Origin of the sequence: Paludisphaera mucosa (assembly GCF_029589435.1) — a bacterium.
Classification (GTDB): domain Bacteria; phylum Planctomycetota; class Planctomycetia; order Isosphaerales; family Isosphaeraceae; genus Paludisphaera; species Paludisphaera mucosa.
Map to the genome: position 1 here is coordinate 1,367,815 of NZ_JARRAG010000002.1, position 19,180 is coordinate 1,386,994.

19 protein-coding genes are annotated in these 19,180 nt (G+C 71.8%); 12 read left to right on the plus strand and 7 right to left on the minus strand.

What is annotated here, in order from left to right:
• Positions 1–9: 9 nt before the first annotated feature.
• Positions 10–402, minus strand: coding sequence for a hypothetical protein (locus PZE19_RS15035; protein WP_277861450.1), 393 nt, complete (start codon positions 400–402; stop codon positions 10–12).
• Positions 403–549: 147 nt separating this feature from the next.
• A complete protein-coding gene (locus PZE19_RS15040) occupies positions 550–1,527 on the minus strand; it encodes an SGNH/GDSL hydrolase family protein (protein WP_277861451.1) in 978 nt (325 codons plus the stop codon).
• Positions 1,528–1,853: 326 nt separating this feature from the next.
• On the opposite strand from PZE19_RS15040, the gene PZE19_RS15045 reads away from it, so the two are divergent.
• The gene (locus PZE19_RS15045; RefSeq protein WP_277861452.1) at positions 1,854–2,609 is read left to right on the plus strand and encodes a radical SAM protein; all 756 of its coding nucleotides are present in this window, start codon (positions 1,854–1,856) and stop codon (positions 2,607–2,609) included.
• A gap of 35 nt (positions 2,610–2,644) precedes the next feature.
• Here PZE19_RS15045 and PZE19_RS15050 read toward each other — a convergent pair whose 3' ends face one another.
• The 3 genes from PZE19_RS15050 to PZE19_RS15060 form a co-directional block, all read right to left on the minus strand.
• On the minus strand, positions 2,645–2,878 hold the full coding sequence (locus PZE19_RS15050) for a hypothetical protein (RefSeq protein WP_277861453.1): 234 nt from the start codon (positions 2,876–2,878) through the stop codon (positions 2,645–2,647).
• A 142-nt stretch (positions 2,879–3,020) separates the two neighbouring features.
• Positions 3,021–3,920: a TatD family hydrolase gene (locus PZE19_RS15055; protein WP_277861454.1), complete on the minus strand. Its 900-nt coding sequence runs from the start codon at positions 3,918–3,920 to the stop codon at positions 3,021–3,023.
• Complete coding sequence (locus PZE19_RS15060) at positions 3,917–4,378, minus strand: Fur family transcriptional regulator (protein WP_277861455.1); 462 nt, start codon at positions 4,376–4,378, stop codon at positions 3,917–3,919. Before PZE19_RS15060 ends, PZE19_RS15055 begins: the two co-directional genes overlap by 4 nt.
• A gap of 394 nt (positions 4,379–4,772) precedes the next feature.
• Between PZE19_RS15060 and nusA the strand changes: the two genes are divergently transcribed.
• The 5 genes from nusA to PZE19_RS15080 all read left to right on the plus strand — a co-directional run bounded on the left by nusA (position 4,773) and on the right by PZE19_RS15080 (position 11,532).
• Positions 4,773–6,431 carry a transcription termination factor NusA gene (gene nusA, locus PZE19_RS15065; RefSeq protein ID WP_277861456.1) on the plus strand — a complete coding sequence of 553 codons (1,659 nt, stop codon included), beginning with the start codon at positions 4,773–4,775 and terminating at the stop codon, positions 6,429–6,431.
• 364 nt (positions 6,432–6,795) lie between these two features.
• The gene (locus tag PZE19_RS32990) at positions 6,796–7,563 is read left to right on the plus strand and encodes a translation initiation factor IF-2 N-terminal domain-containing protein (protein WP_368411300.1); all 768 of its coding nucleotides are present in this window, start codon (positions 6,796–6,798) and stop codon (positions 7,561–7,563) included.
• The gene (infB, locus tag PZE19_RS15070) at positions 7,560–10,001 is read left to right on the plus strand and encodes a translation initiation factor IF-2 (RefSeq protein ID WP_277861457.1); all 2,442 of its coding nucleotides are present in this window, start codon (positions 7,560–7,562) and stop codon (positions 9,999–10,001) included. The genes PZE19_RS32990 and infB overlap by 4 nt, the downstream gene beginning before the upstream one ends.
• 155 nt (positions 10,002–10,156) lie before the next feature.
• A complete protein-coding gene (rbfA, locus tag PZE19_RS15075; protein WP_277861458.1) occupies positions 10,157–10,609 on the plus strand; it encodes a 30S ribosome-binding factor RbfA in 453 nt (150 codons plus the stop codon).
• Between the two features lie 77 nt (positions 10,610–10,686).
• Complete coding sequence (locus PZE19_RS15080) at positions 10,687–11,532, plus strand: endonuclease (RefSeq protein ID WP_277861459.1); 846 nt, start codon at positions 10,687–10,689, stop codon at positions 11,530–11,532.
• A gap of 62 nt (positions 11,533–11,594) precedes the next feature.
• Here PZE19_RS15080 and PZE19_RS15085 read toward each other — a convergent pair whose 3' ends face one another.
• Together PZE19_RS15085 and PZE19_RS15090 are read right to left on the minus strand one after the other, a co-directional pair.
• The gene (locus PZE19_RS15085) at positions 11,595–11,837 is read right to left on the minus strand and encodes a hypothetical protein (protein ID WP_277861460.1); all 243 of its coding nucleotides are present in this window, start codon (positions 11,835–11,837) and stop codon (positions 11,595–11,597) included.
• A gap of 31 nt (positions 11,838–11,868) precedes the next feature.
• Entirely contained in the window at positions 11,869–12,996 is a 1,128-nt protein-coding gene (locus PZE19_RS15090) for a DUF1559 family PulG-like putative transporter (protein ID WP_277861461.1), read from the minus strand.
• A 258-nt stretch (positions 12,997–13,254) separates the two neighbouring features.
• On the opposite strand from PZE19_RS15090, the gene PZE19_RS15095 reads away from it, so the two are divergent.
• From PZE19_RS15095 to PZE19_RS15120, 6 genes are all read left to right on the plus strand, one after another.
• On the plus strand, positions 13,255–13,818 hold the full coding sequence (locus tag PZE19_RS15095; RefSeq protein WP_277861462.1) for a hypothetical protein: 564 nt from the start codon (positions 13,255–13,257) through the stop codon (positions 13,816–13,818).
• 176 nt (positions 13,819–13,994) lie between these two features.
• A complete protein-coding gene (locus PZE19_RS15100) occupies positions 13,995–16,451 on the plus strand; it encodes a tetratricopeptide repeat protein (RefSeq protein ID WP_277861463.1) in 2,457 nt (818 codons plus the stop codon).
• 192 nt (positions 16,452–16,643) lie between these two features.
• Positions 16,644–17,384 carry a YebC/PmpR family DNA-binding transcriptional regulator gene (locus PZE19_RS15105; protein ID WP_277861464.1) on the plus strand — a complete coding sequence of 247 codons (741 nt, stop codon included), beginning with the start codon at positions 16,644–16,646 and terminating at the stop codon, positions 17,382–17,384.
• A 38-nt stretch (positions 17,385–17,422) separates the two neighbouring features.
• The gene (locus PZE19_RS15110) at positions 17,423–17,839 is read left to right on the plus strand and encodes a bleomycin resistance protein (protein WP_277861465.1); all 417 of its coding nucleotides are present in this window, start codon (positions 17,423–17,425) and stop codon (positions 17,837–17,839) included.
• Positions 17,840–17,961: 122 nt separating this feature from the next.
• A complete protein-coding gene (locus tag PZE19_RS15115) occupies positions 17,962–18,135 on the plus strand; it encodes a hypothetical protein (RefSeq protein ID WP_277861466.1) in 174 nt (57 codons plus the stop codon).
• 344 nt (positions 18,136–18,479) lie between these two features.
• Positions 18,480–19,106 (plus strand): PEP-CTERM sorting domain-containing protein, encoded by a 627-nt coding sequence (locus PZE19_RS15120; RefSeq protein WP_277861467.1) that lies wholly within the window; start codon positions 18,480–18,482, stop codon positions 19,104–19,106.
• The last annotated feature ends 74 nt before the right edge of the window (positions 19,107–19,180 follow it).

A 19,180-nucleotide genomic window follows, 5' to 3' on the forward strand; every position in this document is an offset into this window, starting at 1 on the left:
TTCCTTGATTCAACGACTGGATCCATACACGCCCGCCCGCGACGGCGTGCAGTGGTGCCGAACCTGCCCCGACCGCGCGGTCGGGTAGTAATTGCGGACCACCGGCGGCGTGATCGGCGGCGGGGCCGGCGGGGCCGCCGACGCGGGGCTCCCGGAGCCCTCGCGAGGCCGCGAGCTGTAGGGGGCGAGCGGGTCGGCCCCGAGTCGCGTGGTCCTCGCCGCGGTCCCCTCGAACGCCGAGGCCCGCCTCGCCGGGGCCCGCGTGGGCGTCGAGGCCCCCGCGTCGCCGCTGCGCGTGCGGTTGAAATGCGTCCCGGGCGCGGACTGGGCGCGCGCCTCGGCCTGCCACGTCGCGAAGAAGGCCGCGGCGACGACCAGGCAGAAGACCTTCGAGACCCTCATGGCGACGACCTCCCGGCGGACCCACCGACGCGCCCTCGATCGGCGAGACGCCTACCAGAGAGTACCTCGCGCCGGCTCGGTCCGCCAGGGGGCGCCCGACGACGCGCGGGCCCGCGCGTCGTCGGGGGACGGCTTCGAGAGTCGGATTCAGGCCGCGCGGCGCGAGCGCGTCGCGCGGGCGGCGACGAGGACCGACCCGCCCGCGATCGCCGCCAGGACCAGCGACGAGGGCTCCGGCACCACCGCCGCGAAGGCGACGTCGGCGATCAGCGCGTGGACCGCCGTCGTCGGGTGGACCTCATCCCAAAAGAGATAGCCCGTGCCGTCGGCCGGGTTGGTCTTGAAGATGGCCCCGTCGGTCACGTTGGTCAGCCCGAAGGCGGCGGGATCGGCGATGATCTGCTGGAACTTCGCGTTCACGTCGAAGTAGTGGATGTCGAGCCCCGGCATCGCCGCCTGGAGGCCCGCGATCTTCGCCCCGAGCGTGGCGTTGAAGGCCATGGTCAGCATGTTCAGCCCCGCCCGCTGCGCGTCCGAGATGGCCGGGGTCAGCGGGAGCATGCCCAGCAACGGCAGGTTGCCCACCAGGAAGTGCGTGCCCCCCGCGGCGGCCAGCGTCGTGATCGCCGTGATGATGTTGTCGGCCACCTGGACGAAGTCGGTCACGCCGTTGTTCAGGAAGTCGTTGGCGCCCGCCCAGACCGAGACGAGCTGGCCGTCGTTCAACGTCCCGCCGCCCATGAGGAACCCGCCGACCTGCGTGAGCAGGTTCGGTACGCCCGGGCCCATGGGGCCCATCGGATAGCTGAAGTCGGCGCCCGACTGGGCGAACCCCCAGGCGTAGTCGGTCCCGCCCAGGAAGCTCGGCGTGGGCGCGGCGATCCCGAGCCTCGCCGCCAGGTAATCGACCCAGATCGGCCCGTCCGAATAGCGGCCGCCGACGTAAGGGGCGCCGGGGAACGTCGCCGCCGCAAACGTGTTCCCCACGTCCGACAGGCTGTCGCCGAAGACGACGAGCCCCGTGTACGACCCCGCCCGCGATTCGACGCCCAGGCCGGCGACGAGCATCAGGGCCATCGCCAGCGCCGCCCGCCGGATGCACCCGGCACGCTTCAATTCGTCCATGGTCCTCGCTCCTCATGTTGCATCATGCCGACGGCGCTTCCCGGCCGTCGTGATCCTGATCGATCGTCCATCCCGGACGCCGACCTCCCGCCATCCATCCCCCCGAGTCGAGAGCCAGGCGTGTGCGGAGGAGATAATCTATGAACGAATGGTGGATGCCGCCAGGCGACTTTTGAGGTAAACGGAATTTTTTCGGTCCTACCGGGCGTCTTTGTATTTCTTCGGTCTTGGTCCTCGATCTTGCTCTGGGCGGGCCCGACCCCGCGGGGCTAGGATGGAAAGACGCAGCCGATTTCCCCGACCCCGGAAAGATCCCGACCACGCCGATGCACGACCTCGCCTCGACCGACGACCGAGCCGCGTCGACCGCCCCCGCCGGCCTCGGCGGCGATGCGGCGGCGATCGCGCGTCGACTCAAGCCGCTGGAGGGGAAGGCCGCGGGGACGCTGCTGGTCCACGAGATCTACCGCAGCATCCAGGGCGAGAGCACGTTCGCCGGCCTGCCCTGCGTCTTCGTCCGCCTGACCGCCTGCCACCTGCGCTGCGTGTATTGCGACACCGCGCACGCCTTCCGCCACGGGGCCGCGATGGGCCTGGACGCGGTGGTCGAGGCCGTCGAGAAGCTCGGCGGCGGGCTCGTCGAGCTGACGGGAGGCGAGCCGCTGCTCCAGGTCGAGGCTTATCCTCTCATGGAGCGGCTGGCCGACAAGGGCTGGACGGTCTTGTTGGAGACCAGCGGCGGCGTCGCCACCGACCGGGTCGACCCTCGGGTCCGGATCATCCTGGACGTCAAGACGCCGGCCTCGGGCGAGGCCGACGCCAACGTCTGGGCCAACCTCGACCGCCTCCGGCCGACCGACGAGGTCAAGTTCGTCCTCGGCGATCGCGAGGACTTTGATTGGTCGGTCGAGGTCGTCCGCCGTCACGACCTGGCGCGGCGATGCCCGGTCCTCATGAGCGCGGTGTTCGGCCGGGTCGAGCCGACCGAGTTGGCGGCCTGGATCCTGGACGCCGGGCTGCCGATCCGCCTGCAGGTGCAGCTCCACAAGATCCTGTGGGATCCCGGGGCGCGGGGCGTCTGAAATCGGTCGGGGCCTCGCGGCCCTCGACGTCCGTCTCACCAGCCGAACGTCGACCGCAGGCCGATGAAGTGCTGGACCAGCAGCAGGCCGACGACGTAGCCGGCCACCCGCAGGAGGACGGCCGAGAAGTTGCCCGCGATCTGCACGAGGTCCCGGGGCGAAGAGACCCGTTCGACGCCGCTGCGGGTGGCGATGAACACGCCGACGAGCAGCAAGGTGAGGATCGGCGTCGCGACCAGCAAGACGGCGATGATGTGGTTCAGGTCCATCCCGATCACGCTCCCGGCCCGCAGGCGCGGCGATATTTCGACGAGTCGTCCGCTCGATGGATCGCGCCTCGCGCATTACACGCGAAGTCGGCCGATCCGTCGAGACGAAGAATAGTAACTTCGTCTCGCCAGGAAGCAAATTTCAGGCCGAAGCGGGACGGCCGGGCTCGCCCCGGGCCGGCGCGAGGATGAGGTCGGCGTCGGGGAGCCGGAAGAGGGCGCGGGCGTTGGCGGTGACGATGCGGGCGAGTTCGAGGTCGGAGACGCCGTGGATCTCGGCGAGCTTGCGGGCGGTCCAGGTGACGAAGGCCGGCTCGTTGCCCCGGCCCCGCAGGGGGTGGGGGGTCAGGTAAGGGCTGTCGGTCTCCACCAGGAGGCGGTCGAGGGGGACGGCGGCGGCGGCCTCGCGGAGGGCGTCGAGATTCTTGTTCGCGAACGTGAGCATGCCCGCGAACGAGATGTGCAGGCCCAGCCCCAGGAACGCCTCGGCCTGCTCGCGGCCGCCGGTGAACGAGTGCAAGACCCCGCGGACCGGGCCGCCCATCCCGGCGAGCTGGGCGACGACGTCGGCCTCGCACTCGCGGCAATGGATCACGACGGGGAGGTCGCGCTCCCGCGCCAGGTCGAGGTGGCGCTGGAACCATTCCTGCTGGAGGCCGAACGGCGAGCGGTCCCAGTGGCGGTCGAGGCCCGTCTCGCCGAGCGCGACGACCCGGGGGCGGGCGGCCAGCTCGACGATCCGTCCCCAGTCGCCGGCGACGGCGTCGACGACGTTGTTGGGCTGGAAGCCGACCGCGGCGAAGACGCCGGGCTGCTCGCCGGCGATGGCCGCGACGTCGGCCGAGTCGGCCGCCGTGGTGCCGATCGCGACGACCTGGACCACGCCGGCCCGCCGGGCTCGGGCCAGGATCTCGCCCAGGTGGGGCCGCATGCGGGGGTCGTCGAGGTGGGCGTGGGTGTCGACCAGCGGCTCCAGGGGCGGGGGCGGGCCGGCCTTCTTGGTCTTCACGGCGTCGGGGTCGGGGTTCGTGCTCATGCTCATGCGTCGCGGCCGTCGTCCTGGTAGCCCAGCAGTTCCAGGCGATAGCCGGTGACCTGGAAGCCCCGGCTGCGCAGGTCGTCGGCGAGGGCCGGGTCGAGGCGTTCGATCAGTTTGGGATCGTACTGCACCGGCAGGTCGTGGATCGCGCCGGTGCGGAGGCAGCGGAAGTGGTAGTGGCGGTCGCCGCGGGCGTCGTAGCGGGCTGGGCCGGCGGCCGACTCGGCCCCCAGGCGGTCGACCGCGCCGACGGCGACCAGGGCCTCGAGCGCCTTGTAGACGGTGGCCAGGCTGATCCGCGGCAGGCGGGGGCGGACGGCCCGGAAGACCTGCTCGGCCGTGGGGTGCTGGTCCATGGCCGCGAGCTGATCGTAGACCGCCAGCCGCTGGGCCGTCGGCCGCAGCCCGGCGGCCTGCAGCGCGTCGCTCAGGGCGTCGTGATCGAGGCGGGTCGGGGTCATCGCGGTTCCAGGGCGGTCCGTGGTGCGGCGGGTCGGCCGGCGGTCCCCATTGTGCGGAACGCTTGACAGAACTGTCAACATCCGGATAGGATGCAGCAGGGCCGGGGCCTTCGGAAGACCGGTGGATTCGGCTCGGCCCATGCGGGGTGGGGTTCGTTCCTGCGCCTGCGCCCCGGTCGTGCGGCCGGCGGGGCGAGGGGAGCGGCCCAGGAGGCGCTGCCCACTCGATGGTATCGCGGCATCAACCCGAGCCCCGCCCGACACCGGGTGAGGCTCGGCTTCGTTGGGGGCGGCCTTCCCTGCCGGGATCCGCCCGCCCGACGCGGCCGACGGTCGAAACCGCCGCCTCGCCGTCGAGTGAACTCTCTTGAATGCACGCCTCGGAGGGGAAGGTATGAGCGTCGACCTGGTCCGGATCGTCGATAGCATCCATCGCGACAAGAACATCTCCAAGGAGATCTTGTTCGACGGGATCCAGTCGGCGCTCGCCACCGCGGCGCGGAAGCACTACCCCGAGGCCGCCGACATCGAGGTCCACATCGACCGCGACAGCGGCGTGATCGAGGCGACCAAGGACGGGGTCAAGATGGACCCCGCCGAGCTGGGCCGGATCTCGGCCCAGACGGCCAAGCAGGTGATCATCCAGAAGATCCGCGAGGCCGAGCGCGACAGCCTCTTCGACGAGTTCGAGGACCAGCGCGGCGACCTGATGACGGGGACCGTCCAGCGGTTCGAGGGCGGCGCGGTCATCGTCAACCTGGGCAAGACCGACGCGATCCTGCCCCGGGGCGAGCAGATCCCCGGCGAGAGCTACCACCCCAACGAGCGGATCCGGGCGGTCATCCTCGACGTCCGCAAGGTCGGCCAGCGGGTCAAGATCATCCTCAGCCGGACCCACCCCGACTTCGTCCGCCGGCTCTTCGAGCTGGAGATCCCCGAGATCGCCGACCAGACCATCGCGATCCGGGCCCTGGCCCGCGAGGCCGGCTACCGGTCGAAGGTGGCGGTGACCTCGATCGACGCCAAGATCGACGCGGTCGGCGCCTGCGTCGGCGTGCGGGGGACGCGGATCAAGAACATCGTCGACGAGCTGGGGGGCGAGCGGATCGACATCGTCCGCTGGAACGAGTCGCTCCAGGTGCTGATCCCCAACGCCCTGCAGCCGGCCGAGATCGACGAGGTCATGCTCTGCCACCTGCTGGGCCGGGCGATCGTCCTGGTGCGCGACGACCAGCTCTCGCTGGCGATCGGCCGCCGGGGCCAGAACGTCCGCCTGGCCTCGAAGCTCGTCGGCTGGGACGTCGAGATCATGACCGCCGAGGAGCTCGACGAGGTGATCGAGAAGGCCGTCGGGTCGTTCTCGAAGATCGAGGGGGTCGACGTCGAGCTGGCCGAGCGGCTCGTCGAGCAGGGGATCTTGAGCTACGACGACCTGTCGGTGATGGAGATCGCCGACCTGGTCGCCACGATCGACGGCCTCGACGAGGAGCTGGCGGCCTACGTCGTCGGCCGCGCCGAGGAGCTGGCGGAGGAGACCGAAGACCTCCCCCGCCGCAAGTCGGGCCGCAACGCCGCCGCCCTGGTCGAGGACCAGGGCACGCCCCCCGCCGAGGCCGCCGTCGAGGGCGGAGGCGAGGGGTTCATCGAAGGGGACGAAGCCCCGATCGAAGGGGACGAGGACGGGTCGCAGTCGGGGTCGGAGAGCGGACTCGAGTCGGCCTTGCCCGCCGATTCTCGGGACGCGGACGAATCCGAGCCGGCCGGCGACGAGGACGACCCGGACGCCGAGCCCGAGGGGGACGAGCCGGGTGAGGACGAGGACGATGGCGAGGCCGAGGGGGGCGAAGGCCGCGACGTGGCCCTGGCCGAGGAGACCGGCCGGCGGTCCAACGGCGGCCGCGAGGTGACGTCCCGCCCCAGCGACGCCGACCAGAACGAGACCATGCGGCTCGTCACCGACGTGGTCGAAAACGGGGAGGAGCCCCCCAGCCTCGACGCCGATCCCGGCCGCGACCCGGAGGTCGCCGAGACCGCCGACGACGAGGAGCCCTGATCCGGAGGCCCCGCCCCGGGGACCCGGACGCCGGCCGTCGCCGGCGCGAACTCCGCCCACAGGAATCGAGGATCGCCGCACCCGACCGCCGCACCCGAAACGAACCCGACCCGACACGACGCGAGTCGCGCCCCGGGCCGGCCCCCGCCCTCGGCCCCGACGGCCGACGCCCCCCGCGGCGTCGCGCCCCTCGGCGCGGGCGGGCCCGCCCCCTCGGCGTTTGGAATCCCCGAGAGGTCGCCGCCGCCCGCCGAACGGGCTCGCCGCGCGGCCGGTCGCCTCGCTATAATCGATATCTCAGAGACATTCGTTACGGGTCGCGGCCGTCGCGGCCAGCCGGAGCCGGTTCCGGGAGGAGTTGCCTTTGTCCACGCGTGTTCACGAGTTGGCGAAAGAGCTGGGATTGAAGAGCCAGGATCTGCTGGATCGGATCCAGAAGTGGAATCTGGACGTGAAGGCGAACGCCCTGGCCGTGGTCGATCCCCCAACCGTGGAGCAGGTCCGGGAGCTGATGGCGCGCGAGTCGAACGGCGGGGCCGCGGCCCCGAAGCCGGCGGCCGCCGAAGAGACCGCGCGACGGCCGGCTGCGAAGCCCGTCGAAGCCCCGGCGGCCTCGACCTCCCCCGCCCCAAGGCCCCCCTGGCCCCGCCGGCCGCCGCGGCGGCCCCCCGGCCCGCGGCCCCTGCCGACGACGGAAGCCCGGCCCCCGCCGCGACCCTGCCCGCGCCCCCGGCCGCCGCCGCCGAGCCAGCCCGCCGCCCGCCGCGACCGCGACCGCCGCGTCCCGCCGCATCCACGACGGCCCTGGCCCCGCCGACCGCCGCCGCCCCGCCTCGGCCTCAACCCGACGCCGGCCCCCGGCCGCGGCGGCCCCCCCGCTGGCCCGGGCGAGCGGCCCGCTCTCCGGCCACACGCCTCACCGCACCGGCGGCGTCGTCCGCCCCGGCGACCCGAGGCCCCCTTCGCAGCAAGGCCAGGTCTCGGCCTCCCCCCCGACGTCGGGAGGCGGCTCGTCGTCGTTCCAACCCCTGAAGCGGAGCGAATACATGACTTCGGCGGGAATCCGCCCCCCGGTCCAGCGGACCGGGTCGCACCAGGCCCCCGCGGGCTCCGGCCGACGCCCCGGCGATGAAGCCCGGCGCCCCGACGACGCGGGCGAAGGCCCGCGCCGCGACGCCGCCGGCCCGCGCCGCCCGCTCCCCCGTGGCCCCCTCGTCGTCCCAGGGGCCCTGGCCCCAGGCGGGCGGCCCGCCGCGCCCCCAGCCGGGCTCGGCCGAGGTCAAGAGCCAGCGGCCCGAGAAGCGGATGACCCGCGACGACATGCTGGCCCTGATGCGGTCGGGCCAGATCGGCCCCAACGCCACGCCCGCCGCCCCCGGCCTGTCCCGGCGGGCCCGCGCGTCCTGGCGCCCCGCCCCCGCCCCGGCGGCGGCGGCCTGGTCGGCCGCCCGGCCCCGGCCGCCCCCCGGCCCGCCGCCCTCAGGCCCCGCCAGCGGCCCCAGCCGCGGCCCCTGTCGCCCGCGGCCCGGCCCCGGCCCGCCTGGCCACGCCCCGGCCCCGGCCCCGACGACCTCCGAGGAGGAGGACGACCGCAAGAAGGGCAAGGGCGTCGGCTCCTCCGCCGACCGCGCCGGCCGTCGCGCCCGCCGCAACGAGCGCGCCACCGAGCGTCGCGTGAGCTCGCCGATGCCCGCCGCCTCGCTCCTCAACGAGGACGACGAGGCGCGCCGCGGCCGCTCGGGGCGCCGGCCCCACCACAAGGGCGGCGGCCGCCACGCCGCCGCCGCCCTGGCGCGGAAGTCGCACGCCGAGGTCGACGCCCCGATCAGCGTCCGCACGCTCTCCGAGGCGCTGGGCATCAAGGCCAACGACCTGCTGCGCAAGTTGATGGCCATGGGCTCGATGGCGACCATCAACGCCAACATCGACGACGAGCTGGCCGTCATGCTGGCGATGGAATTCGGCATGACCCTCGACGTGGTGCACGAGCGCACCGCCGAGGACGACTTCATGCAGGCCTTCGCCCCCGCGGCGGAAGCCGACGCCCTGCAGCCCCGGCCGCCGGTCATCACGATCCTGGGCCACGTCGACCACGGCAAGACCTCGCTGCTCGACCGGATCCGCAAGTCCAAGGTCGTCGAGAGCGAGAGCGGCGGCATCACCCAGCACATCGGCGCCTACCAGGTCGAGTACAACGGCCACCCGATCACGTTCGTCGACACCCCGGGCCACGAGGCGTTCACCGCCATGCGGGCCCGCGGCGCCAACGTGACCGACATCGTGGTCCTGGTCGTCGCCGCCGACGACGGCGTGATGCCCCAGACCGTCGAGGCCATCGCGCACGCCAAGGCGGCCGAGGTCCCGATCGTCGTGGCGCTCAACAAGATCGACATCCCCAACGTCGACACGGCGGCCAACGTCAGCAAGATCTTCGGCGAGCTGGCCCAGCAGGGGCTCAACCCCGTCGAGTGGGGCGGCGACGTCGAGGTCGTGAAGACCTCGGCCACCACCGGCCTGGGCGTCTCCGACCTGCTCGCGACGCTCGAGACCATCGCCGAGCTGCACGAGCTGAAGGCCGACCCCGACCGCCCGGCGACCGGCACCTGCCTCGAGGCCTCGATCTCCGAGGGCCGCGGCGTCGTGGCGACCGTGCTGGTCCGCGAGGGCACCCTCCGGGTCGGCGACGTCGTCGTCTGCGGCGACGGCTACGGCCGCGTCCGCGCCCTCTTCGACGACCAGGGCCGCTCGATCGACAAGGCGGGCCCGTCGTTCCCGTGCGAGATCTCCGGCCTCGACGTGGTCCCCGACGCCGGCGAGAACTTCGCCGTCGTCGACGACGTCGGCCGCGCCCGCGAGGTCGCCGAGGCCCGCCGCCTCCGCACCCGCGACGCCGCCCAGGCCGAGCGCCAGACCGTCACGCTCGAGAACCTCTACAACCGGATGGCCGAGCGCAAGGTCAAGGCGCTCAACCTGATCGTCAAGGCCGACGTCCAGGGCTCGATCGAGGCCATCATCAAGGAGCTGGAGAAGCTCGAGAACGCCGAGGTGCCGATCCGCATCCTCCTCAAGGGGGTCGGCGGCATCTCCGAGAGCGACGTCATCCTGGCCGACGCCTCGCAGGCGATCATCATCGGCTACCGCGTCGCTCCCGAGGACCGGGCGATCACGATGGCCGACGAGAAAGACATCGAGATCCGCCGCTACGACATCATCTACCAGGTCACCGACGACGTGAAGAAGGCCGTCGAGGGCATGCTGGTCCCCGAGATCAAGGAAGTCCACCTGGGCCGGGCCGTCGTCCGCCAGGTCTTCCGGATCTCGAAGGTCGGCGCCGTCGCCGGCTGCTTCGTCACCCAGGGCGTCATCGAACGCTCGGCCAAGGTCCGCCTGATCCGCGAGGGTCGCGAGATCTACAAGGGCGCCATCGAGGCCCTCAAGAGGTTCAAGGACGACGTCAAAGAAGTCCCCCAGAACTTCGAGTGCGGCATCAAGATCACCAACTTCGACGACGTGAAGTCCGACGACGTCATCGAGGCCTACCGGGTCGACGTGATCCGCCGCACCCTGTAACCGCCCCTCGGGCCCCGCACGCCCCCACCGCGACCCGGGCCGCGCCGGCGCCAAGCCGGCCCGGACCGGGTCGTCGTCGCGGGGGCCGCGGCCCCGCCCCGCCCGCTCGTCCCGGGCCCCGCACGACCGATCGACCGACCGAGGAAAGCCCCCCGATGCCCTTCCACCGCAGCCTCCGCATCGCCGAAGCCATTCGCGAGGTGGTCGCCTCGGCCGTCCTGTTCGAAGTCGCCGACCCGCGGATCCAGGGCGTCACCGTCCTCCGCGTCGAGGTCGGGCAGGACCTCCGCACGGCGACCGTCTTCGTCACGGTGATGGGCTCGGACGGCGAGCAGGCCACCGCCATGAAGGGTCTCCGCAGCGCCTGCGGCTTCATCCAGTCGCGGGTCGCCGCCCGGCTCCAGATCCGCTACACCCCGATCCTGACGTTCAAGTTCGACGACAGCGTCAAGAAGTCCGTCGAGATCGGCCGCCTGATCGACGAGGCCGTCGCGGCCGACAAGAAGGCGGGCGCCGAGCCCGACGACGACGAGGACCCAGCCGACGACGAGCCCGAGGCGGCCCCCGGCGGGCCCGAATCCCCGAACGACGACCCCGAGGACGCCTGAGCGGCCCCGGCCCGCCCCCAGGCGGCCCGGACCCGGAACCGGGCCCGGACGAAGCGAATTCAACCCCCGACAGGTTCATGGCGACTCAAAGCAAAACCCAATATCTCGCCGATCTCCAGGCCTACCTGAAGCGCCGCTACAAGCCTAAGCCCGGCCCCGCCGCCGCCCGGCTGCCGGTGATCGACGCCGTGGTCTACGGGATCTGCCACGAGGACACGACCCGCGAGCAGGCCAACCAGGCCCTCTCGCGGTTCAAGGACCAGTTCTTCGACTGGAACGAGGTCCGCGTCAGCCCCCTGGAGGAGGTCGAGGAGACCCTCGCCGACGTCCCCGAGCCGGCCGCCCGCGCCCAGCGGATCCGCCGCTTCCTCCGCCAGCTCTTCGAGCGGACGTACAGCTTCACCGCGCTCGAGCAGCTCGTGAAGAAGCCCCTCAAAGAGGCCCTCAAGAGCCTCCACGGGTTCGAGGCGTTCACCTCCGACTACGTCACCGCGACCGTCATCCAGCAGGCCCTGGGCGGCCACGCCATCCCCATCGACGAGGCCTCCCGCAAGGCGCTCGAGAAGCTCGGCCTCCACGAGCCCGACGTCGCCTCGCTCCGCGGCCTGATCGAGCGCGCCATCCCCAAGAACCGCGGCGCCGAGTTCCTCGACCTCCTCGAAGACATGGCCCACGACCCAGCCATCGAGACCGACTCCAAGGTCCCCCGCTGGGCCCACCAGGGCAAGCCCGGCAAGCCTTCCAAGGAGGTCCCCGAGGCCCCCGCCCGGTCGACGAAGGCCCCGGACAAGGGGAAGGCGAAGGCCGCGCCCGCGCCGGAGCCCGAGCCCGCCCCCGCCCCCCCCAAGGCCAAGAAGCCCGCGCCCAAAGAGCCGCCCCCCGCCCCCCCCAAGAAGGGCGGCAAGGGGAAGCCGGGCGAATAACGAGCCCGCCCCGCGCCGAGCGGGGAGCGAGACGGGGGTCGGCGAGCCGCGGCGCGGCCGCCTCAGTCTTGGGTCGGCGCGGGCTTGGTCGCGCCGGGGGCCTTCTTCTTCTTGCCGGGGAGCACGGGCGTGCCCCGCTCCTCGGCCTCGATCCGGGCGTCCTCGGCCTGGATCTTCTTCACGTCTTCGGCCGCCAGCGGCGGGAGCTCGTCGGCGGCGACCGGGGGGTGGGTTCCCGCGTCGTCGCAGGCCGCCGGGACGACGGCGGCCAGCAGGAAGAGGGTGGCATGGATCCGGGAGCGCATCGGGGTCCTCCTCGCGGTTCGTGACGTCGGCTCAGTAGGCGTCGGAGCTGATCGGCTCGCCGTCGTCCACCACGGCCAACTTGCGGAACGTCCCCGGGTCGACGGTGAACTTGAAGAACCGAACCGAGCCGTCGCACAGCAGCATGTTGGCGCCGCCGGGGTGGGAGCTGCCGAAGGTCCGCCGCCAGATGCTGGCGCCGCCGGGGGTCGGCGGGGTCGCGCACGCGCCGGTGCCGTTGGGGGCCTGCCGGTCGGGCTGGGGCACGAAGTGCCAGCGGATCACGTCTTCATCCCAGCCGGCGTTGTTCCAGCGCTCGTTGTCGCCCCCCTCGCCGGCGTGGCGGTCCGGGGGCAGGCCCTTCTCGCCGATCAGGATCGAGTTGCTCGTGCCGTCGGAGATGTCGGCGAGCTTCCGCTTCACGCCCCGGCCGGACCAGGCGATCGCGCCCTTGCGGCCGCCCGTGTTGGCCTGGTTGATCGTCGACCGCTCGTCGCTGTTGGGCGTCGCGCCGTTGGGCGCCGGCGGGATGAACCGGCCGGGGTCAGCGACGCCGAAGTCGCAGTCGATGAACTGCCCGGTGAAGAACCCGGCGCAGCCCGCGTAGTCGTTCTTGGAGATGGCGGTCAGCGGGTCGGTCCCGTAACGCTGGGGCGCCCGTCGGGTCGGGCAGGAATGGTAGGGGATCGCCACCCGCGAGACGTCGAGGTCGCCGTTGACGTTCTGACCGCCGTTGTAGGGGAGGACCGAGAAGTTGGCGAGGTTGTAGACCGCCTGCTGCTCGGCGTAGGGGAGGATCTTGAAGAACTGGTTCCAGCCGTCGGGATGCCAGGCGTTGCAGCAGGTCGTGCCGCCGTAGGCCGGCGAGACCTCGTCGTAATTGAAGCCGTTGGGATCCGGGGCCCCCGAGCTGGTCACGGCCTGGGGGTGGCCGTCGTGCGGGCCCTGGGGGAAGTAGCCGTTGGCGCTCTCGAAGTTGAAGCAGCCGAGGCCCAGCTGCTTCAGGTTGTTGGTGCACTGGGTGCGGCGGGCGGCCTCGCGGGCGGATTGCACGGCGGGGAGCAGCAGGGCGATGAGCACGGCGATGATCGCGATCACCACCAGCAGCTCGATGAGCGTGAAGGCGTGGCGGGTCGGACGAATCGGACGAATCTGCGACACGGTCTGGTCACCTCGCGCTGAGAGAAAGGATGGATCGAGTGAGGACGTCGAAGCCCTCGCGACCGATCCTAGCCACGAATCGGGAAGGTCTTGCGCGAGGTCCGGGAAAGTCGCACGGTTAAGCCGGGAAGTTCCCGAGAACATCGGCCCGAGGCGGTCGATTGCGATGGCGGAAGGCTTAGCTGATGAATAGTTTAAGGACGTTCGACGGCCCGGACGTCGGGCCTTGCAGCGATTCATTTTGTGCGGAGAGACGCCATGCATAGACTCATCATGCTCGCCGTCCTTGCCATCATCGCCGGAGCGTCGCGGGGCTCGGCCGAGGAGGTCGAGAACCCGATCTACACGAGCTGGGCGCGCTGTCGGCCGGGGACGACGGTGGTCGTCCGAGAGGTGACCGAGCGTGAGGGCGGGGGCGGCGAACGGCTCGTCGTCACCAAGCGCCGGGTCCTCAAGACGTTGGCCGCCGGGAAGGCGGTCGTCGAGGAGGTGATCGAGACCGAATCGTCGGCCGGCGTGACCAAGTCCGAGCCCCAGGAGTACACCCACCGGCGGACTTTCGCCCTGCCGGCCGGCGTCGACAAGGCCCGCCTCGGCCGGCCCCAGAAGGCCGACGACGAGGGGAAGGAGGACGTCGAGGCCGCGGGCCGGACGTATCACGCCGAATGGTTCGACACCAAGGGCCAGACCGAGGCGGGGCCGTCGGTCGTCCGCGCCTGGTACGCCGACGACGTCCCCGGCCTGCTGGTCAAGTCGGTGACCCGGGTCCCGGGCGCCAGGAAGAACACCACCATGACCCTGGTCGAGGTCAAGACCCCCTGACGAACCCGCCGGACGCCCGCGCCGCCCCGGGGCGGCGCGGGCGCGAGGACGTCTTGGCAGGCTCGTGCGTCCGCTGATAGGATTGGGACGATACTCTCGGCGGAGATCGCGCCGGGATGGGATGAGGACGAGGGACCGTCATCCCGACGAGGACGCATCGAGGACGGGGGGTGGACATGGTCGGGCCGAACCGAAGCTCTGCGGCGTTCCGGGCGGGCTGGACGGCGATCGTGCTGTCGGGCGGGGCGCTCGTCGCGGGCGCGACGGCGGGCCGGGCGCGGGCCCAGGCCCCGGTCGAGCCGGCGCCGGCCCCCAAGGCCGAGGCCCCGCCGGCCCCCGCGCAGCCCAAGCCCGACCTCGGAGAGCTGTTCGACCGCCCCGGGACCGAGCCGCCCAGGCCGTTCGTCCCGCTCAACGCCCAGTCGGTCGAGGACCGCAAGCGGGTGGAGGCCGTCCGGCTCTACAGCGCCGCGCGGGCCCTGGAAGACCGCCGGGCGTACGCCGACGCGGTCGACGTGCTCCAGCAGGCGTTCAAGCTCGACCCCGATTCGGTCGCGATCGCCCGCCGGCTGAGCCGGCTCTACGTCGGCCCCCTGGCCCGGCCCGACCTCGCCGTCGAGTTCGGCAAGCGCGCCCTGGCCGCCGACCCCAGCGACACCGAGACCCTGGAGCGGCTCTTCCAGTTCCACCTCCAGCGCAACGAGCTGAAGGAGTGCGAGTCGCTGCTCCAGGAAGTCCTCGCCAACCCCAAGCTGGAGCCCCACGCGCCGGGGCGGATCGTCGCCTGGTTCGAACTGGGCCGGCTCTACTCGACCGGCCTGAACGACCCCGAGAAGGCGGCCGACGCCTACGCCAAGGTCGTCGCCGAGCTCGACGACAAGGAGTCGAACAAGCTCAAGCCCGCCGAGATCGCGCGGATCCTCGGCAACGAGCCGGCGGTCGCGTACCTCGGCTTCGGGCTCGTCTTCCTCGCCGCCAAGCGCGACGACCTGGCCGTCAAGGCGTTCGAGCGGGGCCTGGTCTACGACGAGACCAACCCCCAGATCCCCCTGCTCCTGGCCGAGACCTACCTGAAGTCGAACCAGGGGGACAGGGCCCTGGCGCTCGTCGACCGCTTCGTCAAGCGGCAGCCCCAGGGGATCGAGGCCTACGAGCTGCTCGCCCGCGTCCTCAAGGCGCTGAACCGGGAAGACCAGATCACGCCCCGGCTCGAGGAGGCCGCCCAGCGCGATTCCAAGAACGTGCCGCTGCAGTACGTCCTGGCCGACCGCTACCGCGAGACCGGCCAGGTCGAGAAGGCCGAGGCGCTTTACAAGACCCTGCTGGCGAGCCAGCCGACGCCCCAGACCTACCGGGCCCTGGCCGCCTCGCTGGTGAAGCGCAAGAAGGCCGGCGACCTGTTGAAGGTGCTCTGCGAGGCCGTCGCCCGGCCCCAGGGGGCCGAGGCCGTCGGCGGCCAGCTCCAGGCGATCGCGTCCGACGACGCGCTGGCCGAGGAGATGCTCGACGAGGGCTTCAAGCAACTCGCCGCCGACCCCCCGGGCCTGCCGCAGGCGGCCGCCTTCCGGATCCTGGGCCTGATCGCCCTGCCCGACCGCCGCGACCCCAAGCCCGCCCGGCTGGAGCGGCTGTTGAAGCTCCAGCGGCTCCTGCTCGACAAGTCCCCCAACCCCACCCTCTATCTCGAAGTCATCGACACCGAGCAGCGCCTGACGCACTACGCCGAGGCCGCCGCGATGCTCGAGAAGATGCTGGCCGAATATCCCGGCGAGCGCAAGCCGCGCTTCCTGGCCTTCCTGGCGAGCTTCTATCACAAGGCCGGACGCGACGACAAGGCGCTCGAGAACGTCCGCGAGGCGATCAAGCTCGGCCCTAACGAGGCCGAGGAGCGGAGGCAGGCGGCCGACCTGCTGGCCGAGCTGGGCCGGGTCGACGAGGCCGTGCCGATCTACGAGAAGCTCATCAAGGATGAGCCCGGCAACCCGACCTACGAGTTCCTGCTCGGCGGCCTGCTCACCAAATACGGCCGCCACGACGAGGCCGTGAAGCACTTCCGCGAGATGCTCACGCGCAACGCCGGCAACCTGGAACTCGCCAAGCTGATCCATTCGAACCTGTCGATCGTCTACGTCAACCAGGGCGACTACGCCAAGGGCGAGGCCGAGCTCGAGGCCGCCCTCGAACGCTTCCCCGAGGACCCGGGCGTCAACAACGACCTGGGATACCTCTACGCCGACCAGGGCAAGAACCTCGACAAGGCCGAGGCCATGATCCGCAAGGCCCTCAAGGAGGACCCGGACAATTACGCCTACCTCGACAGCCTGGGCTGGGCCCTCTTCAAGCAGGGCAAGCTCAAGGAGGCCGTCGAGCCGCTGCAGAAGGCCGTCGAGCTGCACCGGGAGGCCGAGAAGCGCGGGCTCGCCTCGCCCGACGCCACCCTGCCCGACCACCTCGGCGACGTCTTCCTGCAGCTCCAGGAGGTCGAGAAGGCCCGGACCTGGTGGCGCGAGGCCGAGCAGGCCGCCGCCCGCAGCGAGCCCCACGACAAGCGTCTGGACGAGATCCGCAAGAAGCTGACCTCGCTGGACGCCCTGGAGAAGGCCCCCAAGGCCTCCACCGGCCTGAACCCCTGACGCCGCGCGAGGCGCGTCCGGGCGACGCGACCTCCCGGCGATTCCGATCGGGCCGGCGCGATCGCAGCGTCGGCCCGTCGTCGTCGAGGCGACGACCGCAACCGACTCGCAACCCGACCCGAATGGAACCCGGCCCGGCGCGGCCGCCGACCCGCCCGATCCACCCGATCCGACCAGGAGCCGAGACCCGAGATGGCAGGACATTCCCACTCCGCGAACATCGCCCACCGCAAGGGCATGGTCGACGCCAAGCGCGGGAAGCTCTTCAGCAAGCTCTGCCGGGCCATCTACGTGGCCGCGCGGAACGGCGGCGGCGACCCCGCCATGAACCTCCGCCTCCGCTACGCGATCGACAAGGCCCGATCCGTCTCCTGCCCCAAGGAGAACATCGAGCGGTCGATCAAGAAGGCCGCCGGCGAGCTGGGCGGCGAGAACTTCGAAGAGGTCATGTACGAGGGCTACGGCCCGTCGGGCGTGGCGGTGCTCTGCGAGGTCCTGACCGACAACCGCAACCGCACCGCCGGCGACCTGCGCCGCGCGTTCGAGGCGGCCGGCGGCAACCTCGGGGCGACCGGCTGCGTCAGCTACCTCTTCGCCTACAAGGGGCTCTTCGTCGTCGACCCCAAGCACACGACCGAGGACGCCTTGATGGAGGTCGCCCTCGAAGCCGGCGCCGACGACGTCGAGCTGGTCGAGGGCTACTTCGAGGTCACCTGCGACCCCAAGCAGGTCGAGGCCGTCCGCAAGGCCCTCGAAGACGCCAAGATCGCCGCCGAGAGCGCCGAGACGAGCTACATCCCGTCCAACTACGTCGACCTCGACGTCGACAACGGCAAGCGGATGCTCAAGCTCCGCGACCTGCTCGACGAGAACGACGACGTCCAGAACGTCTACGCCAACGACAACATCCCCGAGGAAGTCCTGGCGGGCTGACCCCCCGACTTCGCCACCCCGGACGGAGCCCGAGCCCCATGCCCGAGAGCGAGGCCCTGCGGCCGACCCCGGCCCGGTTCGAAGGCGTCACGCCCATCCTCCGCGTGGCGAGCCTGCCGGCGAGCCTGGCCTTCTACGAAGGCGTCCTCGGGTTCCGGCTCGACTGGCGGGCGGGCCCCATGGCCGGCGTCTCGCGCGACCGCGCCGGGCTGATGCTCTGCGAGGGCTCGCAGGGCCGCCCGGGGACCTGGGTCTGGTTCGGCGTCGAGGACGTCGAGCCCCTCTTCGGCGAGTATTCCGCGGCGGGGGCGACGATCCGGCTGGGGCCGACGAACTACCCCTGGGCCCGCGAGTTCCACGTCGAGGATCCGGACGGCCACGTCCTGCGGTTCGGCTCCGAACCCCTGGACGACCGGCCCTTCTCCGAATGGGTCGCCTGGGATCAGGGCGGCTGACCCGCCGCCCGCGGAGCCTCGCCCGTGCGCGAATTCATCCAGGCCGTCGAGATCGCCGCCCCGCGCGCGCGCGCCTGGGACGTCCTGGCCGACGTCCGACACTGGCCCGAATAACCGCCTCGATGACCCGCGTCGAGCAGCCCAGGCTGAAGACGACCGTCTTCGCCGTGTCGGCGGCGTGGGAGCCGGGCCGACGGTTCGCCTGGACGGGAAGCCACCCCGGCGCGGCCGCCTTCGCGGACCACGTGCTGGAGCCGACGCCGACCGGGTGCCGGCCGACGCTCACGCTCCGCTAAGAGGGCCTCCTCGGCGGGCTGGTCGGATGGCTCATCGGCGGGCTGAGCGAGCGCCGCATGGCGCTCGAAGCGGACGGGCTGAAGCGCCGCTGCGAACTCGGCGATTGACCACCGTCGCGCTCCCATGAGGACGCCGTCGCTCATCCCCGCCGCGACGACGGCCGCGGGCGCGTCCCCGCACGGGCGAGGCGGAATGAGCGCCACTTCCTGAAAAAGAGCCAACCATCCCCGGGGCGGGCTGCACTCCTAATGACGTCCGACCCACCTCCCCCATCGGGGGCGGTTCCGTTATCCGAGTGCATGGCTCAAGGCCCTCCGCATCGGAGGGCGTACCGGGAGGCGTCATGAAGAGCATCGCGATCTGGGCGGCCGCGCTCTGCGTCGGATTCGGCGGGGGCGCCGCGAAGGCGGCCCTTGTGGTCGGCGCGACCATCTCGGCCCAGCAAGACGGGTCGAATTACGATTATACGATCGTCCTGACGAACTCGGCGGCCAGCACGGTGAACGTGGGCACGTTCTGGTTCGCCTGGATCCCGGGCCAGGACTACCTGAAGACGTCGCCCTCCTCAATCACGTCGCCCGCCGGCTGGTCGTCCGCGATCACCCACTTCCCCGACGCGCCGACCAACGGCTACGCGATCCAGTGGGTCGCCGGCTCCGGGGCCTCGCCCGACCCGACGAAGGCGATCACGCCCGGTTCCTCGCTGACCTTCGGCTTCACGAGCGCCGACGCGCCGTCCGAGGTCTTCGGGAACTCGACCTTTTTCAATCATCCGTCGGTCCTCACCTCGTTCGTTTACGAGGGCGCCCCATTCCGAGGCGAGAGCCTCCAGTTCACCGTCGCGGCGGTCCCCGAGCCCTCGTCTCTGGCCCTGGCGGCCTTCGGAACGCTGGGAGGGGCCGTCGCGCTCCGCCGCCGGCGTGCGAAGGCTCCGGGATCGGGCGCGAGGGTCGATTCGATAAATTCTTGAAGAAAAACCCAACCGCAGCCCCGCCGACCGGCACTTCAACACCGGCCGCCTCGCCGCGCCTCGCGCGCGGCGGG